Genomic DNA, 12,364 nt, shown 5'->3' with positions numbered 1-12,364 from the left:
AAAGTTAACCAGGTTAGTTATATGTAATCTACATATAAGTTGTCCTGTCCGTCTTGATGAGGGCGTATTATAGAGAGTTTATACTCAGTGTCAACCTGTTTTATTAATGTTTTTAGGTTTATTTTAAGAGGTGAATAAATTGCTATTTTTTTCAAGGGGTTATGATTTGGTTAATTTCAATAGGCTTAAAGACTGACTATAAATATGCTATTTGCCATATTTCCTGATATCAAAAACGTTCAGCTTTACTAGATAAATACCTTTCACTACCTTTGAGCTTTACCTTCTATTAGTGACACCATTTCTCTAATTTTACTTTATAACTTACCAATTTTTTCAAAAAACGCTCTATACGCAGCGACTTTCTTATCCAATGAGAGCGGATAAGCACGTGAGGTCGAAGGCAGTCTATATAAGCTCAAGTCATTAACATCCATTTTTTTGTCATCCGCATTCTGCCATTGATAAGGGTAATGCATACTTTGATTGGTTTTTGGATGTTTTGATTTGGCAATTGGCTCATCTAATAATCCAAGCAGTACTTCTGTCGCCTTACCTCCTGTTGTGAACAGTGTCTTTACCTTTGGCACTTGTGGCAAGATAATATCTAGATCAACAGGTGTGACTACTGTTAGATTCTTATCCGAAGCATTACCCGTTTCACGAATAGCTTGTTTTACTGTCGGACAAGAAGCTATACCGCGTTCAAACATAAAGGCGCGAATACGCTCAGGGTCAAATCGCTTCTCATCGCCTACTCTAAAATAGTCAGCATCACCAAAAAATACTCGACCATATATCCGCCACATATCATTATAAAAGTTGGGATAATGAAAGCTCATTGCCCATTTATCCGCAGTCGGTGGAAAAGTGCCCATCATCATGACCGTTGCATTGGGCGGTAAGACAGGCTCAAAAGGATGGGTTTCAAGCTCTGTGGCTCTATTTTTAGACATTGTCGAGTTATTATCGATGGATTTTTGGGTACTTGGTGTTTTTATAGTCATGATATTCTTCATCAGAAAAGCGGTTTTTTTGGTATCATAGCAAGTCTAAACACTACCTCATTTATAATCACGTTATCTAGTCAAACTTAGTCGGTTTAATCGGTTGACTTAAATGGCGCGACATCACTTTACTTAGGCTTTGATGGCAACTGTGAACGTAGATATTGTTATTGCACTAAATGAGCACTGTCATAGAGTAGTTAGTTAGCTTGGTTATTGAAGCTTTAACTTTACTATTTGTGTGCTAAAAACATGGTTAAAGTGTGGTAAGTGTTTGTATCTTTTATACTAATAGCAACCGCAGTAACTGCGCAAGCATCAGACAAGAAACCAAGAGAGTACTTATGAGTGACTTAAACAGCGATTTAAAAATTACGGTAATCGATCATCCACTAGTCCGTCATAAACTCAGCCTCATGCGCGAAAAAGACTGTAGTACTTATAAATTTCGTACATTGACCAAAGAGCTTGCGCGCTTGATGGCTTATGAAGCAAGCCGTGACTTTGAAATTGAAACCTTCCCAATGCAGGGTTGGTGTGGCGAAATTACTGGTGAGCAAATCATCGGTAAAACGGCGACTATCGTACCGATTCTACGTGCAGGTATTGGCATGCTTGATGGGGTGCTCGATTTGATCCCTACTGCTAAAATCTCTGTGGTCGGTCTACAGCGTGATGAAGAAACGCTACAGCCAGTCCCGTTCTTTGAAAAATTCGTTAGCCACATGGACAAACGTCCTGCGCTGATCATTGATCCAATGCTAGCCACAGGCGGCTCAATGGTTGCGACCATCGAGATGCTAAAGAAAAATGGCTGTACTAACATTAAAGCATTGGTATTAGTGGCTGCACCTGAAGGCGTACGTTTGGTAAATGAAGCGCATCCTGACGTGACTATCTATACCGCTGCATTAGACAGTCATTTAGATGAGCATGGTTATATCATCCCAGGTCTGGGTGATGCTGGTGATAAGATTTTTGGTAAGCAGTTATCTAACAGATAAATCGCATTAGGGTAAATAAAGCCGTCATCAAAGTTATGGCAACAGCAAACAGCATCAACAATAAGGACAGATAATGAACGTATTGATTACAGGAGCAAGCGCGGGTTTTGGTAAAGCGTTGGCAGAGCGTTTGGTTACTAATGGTCATCGCGTGATTGGTTGCGCCCGACGCCTTGATAAACTGAATGCGTTGGCAGAGACTCTAGGTGAGGCTTTTTTACCCGTGGTTATGGATGTAAGTGATACGGCTTCTATCCCGCAAATAATCGCAGACTTACCTGACGGTTTTAATCAAATAGATGTCTTGGTAAACAATGCTGGACTAGCACTTGGTACAGAGCCTGCTCACAAAGCCAGTCTTGATGACTGGATGCGCATGACTGATACCAATATTAAAGGTTTGATGGCGTTAACCCATGCCGTCTTGCCAGCGATGGTCGATCGCGATAGCGGTTATATTATCAACGTCGGTTCGATTGCTGGTAGCTGGCCCTATTTTGGTGGTAACGTTTACGGCGCCACTAAAGCGTTTGTAAAACAATTCAGCTTAAACTTGCGAGCGGATCTGATTGGCACCCAAGTGCGTGTGACCAATCTTGAACCTGGCAACGTGGCTGGCACTGAGTTTTCAAACGTGCGCTATCATGGTGACGATGACAAAGCGGCCAAGGTTTATGACGGTTTTAAAACCATGACAGGTGAAGATATCGGCGATATTTTATTATGGCTAATCGAATCGCCTGCTCATATTAACGTTAACCGCCTAGAAGTGATGCCAGTTGCTCAGACCTATAATGGACTGACGATTGCCAAGCAAGGTTAATACTATTTGCTGTGTTAGTTATCATACTGGCATTAATTATCGATATATCACTTATCAACACCGACCTTGTTAGCGTAGTTCATAAGACCGAAGCAATATAGAGTTATCTATATTGCTTTTTTTTGTGGCTTCCTGTGTCTGCTCATTAACCAGAAGCAAATCCTGAAAATCCAAAATTAGTACTTCGTTACGAAGACGCTCACTAGTGCGTTTATTATGTCGTATGGCAAATCCCAATACTTGCTTGCCAGTGATGGTTATCTGATTAATGATTAATTTTGAATTATTCACGTCTAATTTCTGTGACATTTTCTGAGCATTTATGAGTGCAGTCGCTGGATTTACAGTAGTGGTCAATGTTTTCGACTGCCTTACACTTTTGTGCATATCTCCTGCAAAAAACAATACCTGTTTCAGTGGTAGATATTGCGCATGCCGTACCAGCTCTTGACGAAATATGGCAGGCATATCGGTATTAAAGCCATCCTCTGTCTGCTGATAAAATGCCGTGAAGTTACGATGAAGATAACGTCCGAATACTGTGGTATTAATCCATTCTTGATAAACATCATCTGCCAATAACTGCTTAGTAAAAGCACTGGTATCAATTGTGATATTTGCATCTAAAATAGCAGATAGCATCGACAGCAAAAGCGCTTGCGGACTGGTAAATGTCTGCTGCTGCCAAACTTGTGGATATAAGCTACTATCGAGTAATGGGAATGTTGATCTGCTCATGGATTTTATCCTCAACAATCATTTCAGTCATTAAATAGCATTGGTATATGCTTACTAACAACTTTCAGCATAAGCCAAATTCTATGTTATGGTCAGATAATTGCTTTAATATAGCAGTCTTTTATTGACGGTATAACTACTTTGTAGTGACATGTTTTGCAGCAAAACGCCTTTATTTAGGTTGATCGAGACAGTTTAATAAATCAAAGTGATATTACTCTATGAAAAAAAACCTCCTACCCCTTCCTACTCCTTATCAATTAAAGACGATACATATAGATACTGCTGACGGAACGGCAATGCCCGTATCTGTCATTGGCAAAGGTAAACCTGTCCTATTACTGCACGCTTTTGGTATGGATGCGAGACAATTCATGCCATTTATTTTACCCCTGATTCAACACCACTGCTTTTACTTGCCGCATTTTAGGGGGTTTGGTTTGGCCAGTGATCTGACCATGCCAACGTTTGATTTTATTGAACAATATGCACAAGATACTCAAGAAGTATTTGAATACGTGAGCAAAGAAACTGGCTCTGAGGCTTTTCCTGTTGCCGCTATATCGATGGGGGCATTGGTCATGTGGGCGTATTTTCAGCGCTTTGGTACTCAGCGCGTGAGTCGTTATCTGAATATTGACCAAGCACCAATTATTCATAATCAACCAGACTGGCAAGGTGGCGGCGTATTTGGTACACGACAAAGCGAGTTGTTTGCGCAATTTACACAGTTAATTACCGACACCGCTCCTTATCTACAAGCGGAGCAAATGGTTGATTTCCGTCACTTGCCCTATCGATTAAAAGCAAACTTATTAGACATGGAGCGCTCTTTTTCTCTGCTGTCTGTCAGTAGCAGACCTTCACAATTATTGGTAAAAGCCCTTAGTTATCGGGCACCACACAAAATCTCATTGATGGAACACGCGACTTGGCAACACAAACTGCGTTGCCTATCGGCTTATGTTGCATTGCCCTACGATTACCGCGACGTTTTGCCAACGGTCAATATTCCGACTACCTTACTGATTGGTGAGCGCTCACAGTTATATAATGCAGAGTGGCAACGGCGTTTAACCACTCTGCTTCCAAATGCCCACAGTATTGTTTTGCCAACATCGGGCCATGCTGTACCAATGGATGCACCTGTGGCATTTTATAATGTTTTAAAGCGATTTTTGCGTAATTGAACTTTAAGAAACTAGGTCGGGCAGACATAAAAAAAGCGACTGTAAAAGTCACTTTTTTGTTGAGTCAGCTGTGAGATGTGTTCACAAAAAACTGAAACTAATCGGTTAAGTCTTGAATCAACTCAAATCGTGGAGTTTCTTTACCATCAACCGTGACCGTTTCAGTAAACATCGCAAGCGGACGAACCCACACGCTATACTCACCATAAAGACAACGATATACCACAAGCGATTCTTCAGTCTCTGAATGCTGTGCCGTATGTAATACTTGATAAAGGCTGCCTTTATAGTGGCGGTAGATGCCTTGAGAGATGGTTTTTGTCATAGCAAACTCCTACTATTAAAAAATGGCTGATAATTGTCGCTTCATAAAAAAGGTCGACAATTACTGCCGACCTCGCTTTTAATCATTTTTGTAGATTATCTAAGCAACCGTCACTTTTGCGTAAGCCTTTTTGCCAGCTTGAATGACGACCGTTTGACCTGAGGTGAGACTAAAGCCACCATCAACCACTTCGCCATCTACTTTTACCGCGCCACGTTTTACCATGTCTTTGGCTGCTGAGTTGTTTTTAGCTAGCTTAGCTTGGTTCAATACTTGAGTGATGAATAACGCATCTTGCCCTTCTAAATCAAGCATTACTTCCGGCAAGTCAACTGGTAGCTCGCCATCTGCTAAAACATTACCAGCAGATTTGTGCGCATTAGCAGCGGCATCAGCATCATGGAAACGTTCGATTAGCTCTTCGGCTAAGATACGTTTGATTTCTTGTGGGTTACGGCCATCTTCCATTTCACGCATCAAACTTTCCACTTCTTGCATTGGCTTAAAGCTTAAAAATTCAAAATAGCGATGGATCAGCGTGTCTGGCATAGACAGTATTTTTTGGTACATGGTGCCTGGTGCATCATAGATAGCCACGTAGTTGTTTAGCGACTTAGACATTTTATTAACGCCGTCCAATCCTTCTAAAATTGGTACGGTGATACAAACTTGTGATTCTTGACCATAACGACCTTGTAGCGTACGTCCCATCAGTAGGTTAAAAGTTTGGTCAGTACCGCCAAGCTCGACATCAGCTTTTAGCGCGATAGAGTCATAACCTTGTACGAGCGGATACAAAAACTCGTGGATTGAGATAGGCGTTTGTGATGCATAGCGTTTAGAGAAGTCATCACGCTCAAGCATACGTGAAACGGTTTGCTGACTGGCGAGCTGAATCATATCTGCCGCTGACATGTCATTGAACCACTCAGAGTTAAAGACCACGCGGGTTTTTTCTTTATCCAAGATTTTAAATACTTGCTCAGCATAGGTCGTGGCATTGGCTTTGATTTGCTCATCAGTCAATGGCGGACGCGTGCTGTTTTTGCCAGAAGGATCACCAATCTTAGCCGTATAATCACCGATTAAGAAATAAATCTCATGACCCAAGTCTTGAAAATGCTTGAGTTTATTAATCAGCACAGTGTGACCCAAATGCAGATCAGGTGCAGTAGGATCAAAGCCTGCCTTGATACGTAGCGGACGATTGAGTTTTAGCTTAGCCACTAAGTCATCTTCAGATAATATCTCTTGCGTACCACGCTGAATAAGGGCCAGTTGTTCTTCTAGGGTGTAAGTTTGATGGGTCATGATGCTCTCTATATATCACTTTAATTGGGATTTTTGTGAATGACGGTTACTGGCTCAACACCTTAGGAAGTTTAGAACCTCAAAAGGTTGGAAAAAATGCTAGAATTTGACGGATATACTAGCGTTTTTTAAGGTAAATTGCCATGACCAACCCCGCATCGATTGCTGATACTGACCATAATGCCCTTGTAGACTTACTTATGAATAATGGTTTAGATAACTCTTCAGACGATATTGATGATTTGACTTCTGATAATTCGAACTATGCCTCTCTGACCGATGCACTTGAACAAACGGTGTTTGAAAGCTTTGATGATGGCTTATACATCGGCATGATGTCTGGCACCAGTTTAGATGGTATGGATGCGGTCCTTTGTCAGTTTAATTCTGAGATAAGTAACGAAGACAACACCCAACCACCAATGCGACTGCTTACGACTTATAGCCAAGACTTTCCGCTACGTCTGCGCGAAGTACTATTAGCATTATGCCAACCTAATGGTGTGAATCAACTTGTACCAGAGGCCGATGAACCAAACAGTGAATTAGATTGGTTCGGCTGGGCAAGCCGTGCGTACGCTGAATTCACGAGCGAAGTGGTCAATACTTTATTGCAGCAATCAAATACCGATCCTGAGTCAGTACTAGCGATTGGCTGTCATGGACAAACCGTACGCCATCGTCCGCAGATGGGTTTTAGCTTGCAACTGGTCGATGCTAATATCATTGCTGAGCGCACAGGCATCAGCGTGGTCAGTGATTTCCGTCGTCGTGACATGGCAGTTGGCGGTCAAGGTGCGCCTTTAGTACCTGCGTTTCATCAGGCATTGTTTACCAACCCTGATAGCACGCGTGTGCTATTAAACTTAGGCGGTATTGCTAATATAACCGTCTTGCCAGCTAATGAGGAAGATCAAGTTGTTGGCTACGATACTGGACCTGCCAACTTATTATTGGATGCGTGGACCTCGTTGCATACTGACAATGCTTATGACGCAGGTGGCGCTTGGGCGCAGTCTGGAACCATCATTGAACCATTATTACAGCAACTTTTGACACATCCATTTTTTGCTCAGTCTCACCCAAAAAGTACAGGCCGTGAAGACTTTAACTTAATTTGGTTGCAAGGTGAGCTACAAGCTTTTGAGCAGGCCAATGCTAACATCAGTTATTCAGCAGCCGATGTGCAAGCAACCTTGACGGAGTTAACGGCCATCAGTGCCAGTACGCAAATCAATATGTTTATCAGTGATTCCAAAAACAGCTCGGTCTATGTTTGCGGTGGCGGCGCATTGAATGACTATTTAATGAAACGTCTGCAAGCACACTTACCTCATTACACCGTACAAACCACTGAACATTTGGGGCTTGCGCCAACGTGGGTAGAAGCTGTTGCATTTGCATGGTTAGCCAGACAAACACTAATGGGTGAAACTGGCAATTTACCCGCTGTCACAGGGGCAAATAAAGGTGTGGTATTGGGTCAAGTATGTTTCGCCTGACCAGTTAAATTTTAGTTTACATACGTGCACCTATGTGTTTTATAATGACTTTTGAAACGCCATTCTCTTAGGACCTGTAAGTATAGGATATATCGCATGAGCCAGAATAGTAGTTCACCTGTCGACCAAGCCACCACTGATGACAAAAATAATATGACTGCAGCACCTGTACACAAATCGCGTCAAAAACCACCTCACTATGAGCGCTCTGATGATACTCGCGTCGTAGTTACTGGCATGGGTGCTATTACGCCGCTCGGTTTAGACGTCGATAGCTCATGGGCCAAATTGCTCAATGGCGAGAGTGGTATCTCACCAATTACGCATTTCGACGCCACAGGCTATCGTGCACAAATCGCAGGCGTGATCAAGGATTTTGATGCCAAGCAATATATGAATGCCAAAGATGCGCGTCGCTATGATGAGTTTATGCATTATGGGGTCGCCGCTTCTGCCATGGCACTGAAGCAAGCTGGTTTCATCGATGAAGTTAGTGCTGCTGATGCACCTGTACAAGGCGTTGACCAAGATCGCTTTGGCATTATCTTAGGTTCAGGTATTGGCGGTATCCAAACGATTGAAAACAGCCGTGATACCCTACACGAAAAAGGTGCAAGCAAAGTCTCACCTTTTATTATCCCAGGCTCTATCGTCAATATGGCAGCAGGACTGATAGCGATTAAGCATAAGCTAAAGGGCCCAAACCTTGCGACATCAACTGCTTGTACCACGGCGACTCACGCTATGGGTCTTGCCGCTCGTTTGATCGCTTATGGTGATGCTGATGTTATGTTGGCTGGTGGTAGTGAAAAAGGCTCTAGCCCACTTGGTATAGCAGGCTTCAGTGCGATGCACGCACTCTCTACCCGCAACGATGAACCCACCAAAGCCTCACGTCCATTTGATAAAGGTCGTGACGGGTTTGTCCTTGGTGATGGTGCTGGTGTCGTGGTACTAGAAAGCCTTGCCCATGCCAAAGCACGCGGTGCAACGATATTAGCAGAGCTAGTCGGTTTTGGTATGAGCGATGATGCTGGCCATATTACTGCACCACCAGAAGACGGTAGCGGTGCAGCAAAAGCGATGAAAAATGCACTAAACGATGCTGGTATCGAATCATCAAGCGTAGGTTATGTCAATGCGCATGGCACTAGCACCCCTGCTGGTGACGTGGCTGAGTCTATTGCGATCGAAACTGTGTTCTCACCTGTGAAAGACAGTATTTTAGTCAGCTCAACTAAATCAATGACGGGACATTTACTTGGTGCCGCTGGCGGGGTTGAAGCCATCTTCACCGTACTCGCTCTACAGAACCAGCATGTGCCACCGACGATTAATCTAGACGATGTCGAAGACAACTGTAACCTCGATTATGTGGCTAATAAATCACGCAAAGTCGATAACTTACAGTATGCAGTGTCTAACAGCTTTGGCTTTGGTGGTACTAATGGTTCCTTGGTATTTGCTCGCTGGCCTGTCAATAAATAGCCATCTATCTACATCTCAGCGCATAGTAATGAATGCGTTGTAACGTTGGTGTCAGATTTGCTACGTTTGTCCACTTGCAGCCCCTTATCGTACTTGCGTATGATAAGGGGTAAATTTTGGAACATTTATGGAAGATACCATGTCAAGCTACTCATTTTCCCATCAGTTTTATCAACGCTGGACGTGTGCACCTGAGCCAGTACGTGCAGCTATTACCCAAGAACTAAAAGACATCACTACTCTGCTGCAATCTGACACCTCATTTGAAGACTTTACTTTTAACACCCATGATTTAGATACTCATGTAAACGAGCTATATGATAACTACAATGCAGAGCAAGCCATTGCTAAAGCGATCACGGATAAACAAGAACAAGAAGAAGCCGCTGCAAAACAAAAACTAGAAGAAGAGCAAAAGAAAAAAGAGGCAGAAGAAGCCACACGTAAAGCAGAAAAAGCTCAAGAAGAACAAGAAAAGAATGAGCAGGCAGCGTTAGAGAAAGACAACGATAAAGAGCTGCCTGCTAATGATGTAGAGAAATCAAACACAGATAAAGTCGTGACAGATAGCGCTGTTGCTGACGCATCTAGTGCAAAGACTGAAAAGTTAGCATCAGAAACAACTAATACTAAGGACAACGCTAGCGATAATAAAACTATTAGTGAACAAACACAGGCGCTTAGTGATAATCACATTAAAGATATCAACAACAAAGCCAGTGCAGCGATTAACTTGGCATTAAAAGACGCGAAGCTAGATGCGACACATCAACAGCTAATCCGTGAGCTGGAAACACAGATTGATGACTATTTAAGTGAACAAATGATGCTAATGTCTGAAAATCTAAAGTCTTGGCTACGTGCTGAGGTCAACCAACACTTTAGCGAACAGAATGACTCAACTGCTAACAACAAAGCTGCTAAGAAAAGCATTCACTAACAACAGTGTATATTTTTCAATATTAGACTTACCGTTAGAAATAACCGCTCAGTAGTAAGTATTAGACAACAAACAATAAAAAGCCCCGTAAATCATTTACGGGGCTTTTTATTGCTTTTGTTTAATGTTTTGAGCTTGGTATTAGATGGCTTTGGTACGTTCAGTCAACCACTCAAGCGCTGCGCCTTCAACACGATCTTTTAGCTCTGCGAAGACTTGGCTATGATAGTCATTTAACCAATCTATCTCAGTTTGATCCAACAACGACGGCTCAATCAGACGCGTATCGATTGGGCAGTAAGTGATGGTCTCAAAGTTTAAAAAATCACCAAACTCGGTCTCAGTAGGTTTAGTAACTGGCGTATTCACTACCAAGTTCTCGATACGGATACCCCATTTGCCTTCGCGGTATAGACCTGGTTCATTACTAGAAATCATACCGACTTTCATCGCGCGCTCTTTTGGTGTGCTAGCGCTATAAGCGATGACTTGCGGGCCTTCGTGTACGTTTAAGAAATAGCCAACGCCGTGACCCGTACCATGACCATAATCCATCTGTGCTTGCCACAACGGCGCACGGCAAATGGCATCGATCAACGGTGAGGCAATACCATCAGGAAAATGCGCTTTCGCCAAGGCAATATGGGCCTTCAAGACAGTAGTAAAATCGCGTTTATGCTCAGAGCTTACTTGCCCGATACCAACTACGCGGGTGATATCTGTTGTACCATTTTGATATTGTGCGCCTGAGTCAATCAGTAGTAATCCGCCTTCGCCCTCGGCCACATCAAGGTAGCTAAAGTTTTCTGGCGTAGCGCGGTAATGTGGCAATGCACCGTTTTCATTGAAACCTGCGATAGTCGGGAAACTTGGTGAGACATAATGTGGCTGTTGACTACGTACATCTATTAGCATGCTATCCACATCTAGCTCACTTAAACGCTCACCGTCTGCTAGACGCTGTTCAAATGTAGCAAAAAACTCAGCCAAAGCAGCACCATCTTGACGCATAGCTTCACGCACATGATCAATATCTGCATCTGACTTCACAGATTTAAGCAATGTACTAGGCGCCATTTGCTCGATAAAACCAACATCATCCGCCATTTTTGAGAGTGTACCTACTGCAACTTTGCTCGGATCTAACAATAGTAAGTCGTCTGGCGTTAATGCACTCAATGCATCCTGTACAGCGGAATAGCCTGCCAGTGTGATACCACTGTCTTTTAGACTCTGTGCGATATCTTCGCTCACTTTATCGTTATCAACGAACAGCGTTGCATTGTCTGCGTCAATCAACATATGTGACAAGAATACCGGATTATAATCAACATCAGCGCCGCGCAAGTTCGTCAACCAAGCAATATCGTCTAGACTTGAAAGTAAATGATGGGTCGCACCTGCTTCTGCCATACCTTCGCGTACTGCAGCAAGTTTCGAGGTAGCCGACTGAGCAAGGAACTGCTCATCATGGGCATATAACTTGGCCGCTGGTAGTGCTGGGCGATCTGTCCAAATCTCTGTCAGCACATCACGCTCAGTGATCAAAGTAATATCATTGGCATCAAAAGCATTTAACAGGCGATCTTGCTCAGCGATAGACAGCACATTACCATCCACTGCCACACTATCTCCTTCTTGCAAATGCTCGGCTAACCAATCGATATGATTTGGCTGACCTGGCGCAAGCTTTTCTAAGGTAATACCTGTACCTTCTAACTGATCAGCAGCATGTACCCAATAACGGCTATCCGTCCATAAACCTGCAAAGTCAGCAGTCACGACTAGCGTACCGACAGAACCGGTAAAGCCTGACAGCCATAAGCGTGCTTGCCAGTACTCTGGTAGGTATTCAGATAAATGTGGATCAGCAGAGGGTACGATGATTGCGGTGAGATCTTGCGCTGCTAAGGTGCTACGTAAATTAGCAATACGTTCGTGAATGGCTTGTTTATTCATTAAATGTGTCCTTATAGATGTTATGAAATATGATGATGACGCGATTGCTGATAATCGTCTTGTTCTAATAGTTGTCT

11 protein-coding genes are annotated in these 12,364 nt (G+C 43.0%); 6 read left to right on the top strand and 5 right to left on the bottom strand.

Going from position 1 to position 12,364, the window contains the following annotated elements; all coding sequences use genetic code 11:
- Nucleotides 1-317: 317 nt before the first annotated feature.
- Complete coding sequence (locus tag ACT3QN_RS11000) at nt 318-956, bottom strand: DNA glycosylase (RefSeq protein ID WP_444523413.1); 639 nt, start codon at nt 954-956, stop codon at nt 318-320.
- A gap of 395 nt (nt 957-1,351) precedes the next feature.
- Between ACT3QN_RS11000 and upp the strand changes: the two genes are divergently transcribed.
- Both upp and ACT3QN_RS10990 read left to right on the top strand, forming a co-directional pair.
- Nucleotides 1,352-2,011, top strand: a complete 660-nt coding sequence (upp, locus tag ACT3QN_RS10995; RefSeq protein ID WP_201600324.1) for a uracil phosphoribosyltransferase — start codon at nt 1,352-1,354, stop codon at nt 2,009-2,011.
- 73 nt (nt 2,012-2,084) lie between these two features.
- The gene (locus ACT3QN_RS10990; protein WP_444523409.1) at nt 2,085-2,834 is read left to right on the top strand and encodes an SDR family NAD(P)-dependent oxidoreductase; all 750 of its coding nucleotides are present in this window, start codon (nt 2,085-2,087) and stop codon (nt 2,832-2,834) included.
- A gap of 69 nt (nt 2,835-2,903) precedes the next feature.
- Here the strand turns inward: ACT3QN_RS10990 and ACT3QN_RS10985 are convergent, their stop codons facing one another.
- Entirely contained in the window at nt 2,904-3,572 is a 669-nt protein-coding gene (locus ACT3QN_RS10985; RefSeq protein WP_444523408.1) for a hypothetical protein, read from the bottom strand.
- Between the two features lie 221 nt (nt 3,573-3,793).
- Between ACT3QN_RS10985 and ACT3QN_RS10980 the strand changes: the two genes are divergently transcribed.
- Nucleotides 3,794-4,762, top strand: a complete 969-nt coding sequence (locus tag ACT3QN_RS10980) for an alpha/beta fold hydrolase (protein WP_444523407.1) — start codon at nt 3,794-3,796, stop codon at nt 4,760-4,762.
- A gap of 97 nt (nt 4,763-4,859) precedes the next feature.
- On the opposite strand, the gene ACT3QN_RS10975 is transcribed toward ACT3QN_RS10980, so the two are convergent.
- Together ACT3QN_RS10975 and tyrS are read right to left on the bottom strand one after the other, a co-directional pair.
- Complete coding sequence (locus ACT3QN_RS10975; RefSeq protein ID WP_444523406.1) at nt 4,860-5,087, bottom strand: DUF1653 domain-containing protein; 228 nt, start codon at nt 5,085-5,087, stop codon at nt 4,860-4,862.
- 99 nt (nt 5,088-5,186) lie between these two features.
- Nucleotides 5,187-6,398 (bottom strand): tyrosine--tRNA ligase, encoded by a 1,212-nt coding sequence (tyrS, locus tag ACT3QN_RS10970; RefSeq protein WP_444523405.1) that lies wholly within the window; start codon nt 6,396-6,398, stop codon nt 5,187-5,189.
- Nucleotides 6,399-6,541: 143 nt separating this feature from the next.
- On the opposite strand from tyrS, the gene ACT3QN_RS10965 reads away from it, so the two are divergent.
- The 3 genes from ACT3QN_RS10965 to ACT3QN_RS10955 all read left to right on the top strand — a co-directional run bounded on the left by ACT3QN_RS10965 (nt 6,542) and on the right by ACT3QN_RS10955 (nt 10,328).
- Nucleotides 6,542-7,900, top strand: coding sequence for an anhydro-N-acetylmuramic acid kinase (locus tag ACT3QN_RS10965; RefSeq protein ID WP_444523404.1), 1,359 nt, complete (start codon nt 6,542-6,544; stop codon nt 7,898-7,900).
- A 153-nt stretch (nt 7,901-8,053) separates the two neighbouring features.
- A complete protein-coding gene (gene fabF, locus ACT3QN_RS10960; protein ID WP_444523412.1) occupies nt 8,054-9,388 on the top strand; it encodes a beta-ketoacyl-ACP synthase II in 1,335 nt (444 codons plus the stop codon).
- Between the two features lie 127 nt (nt 9,389-9,515).
- Nucleotides 9,516-10,328: a hypothetical protein gene (locus tag ACT3QN_RS10955; RefSeq protein ID WP_444523403.1), complete on the top strand. Its 813-nt coding sequence runs from the start codon at nt 9,516-9,518 to the stop codon at nt 10,326-10,328.
- A gap of 141 nt (nt 10,329-10,469) precedes the next feature.
- On the opposite strand, the gene ACT3QN_RS10950 is transcribed toward ACT3QN_RS10955, so the two are convergent.
- Complete coding sequence (locus ACT3QN_RS10950) at nt 10,470-12,287, bottom strand: aminopeptidase P family protein (protein ID WP_444523402.1); 1,818 nt, start codon at nt 12,285-12,287, stop codon at nt 10,470-10,472.
- Nucleotides 12,288-12,364 lie beyond the last annotated feature (77 nt).

It is taken from the genome of Psychrobacter sp. AOP7-C1-14 (assembly GCF_052376135.1).
Classification (GTDB): Bacteria; Pseudomonadota; Gammaproteobacteria; order Pseudomonadales; family Moraxellaceae; genus Psychrobacter.
This window is presented reverse-complemented; position numbering and strand designations above follow the sequence as displayed.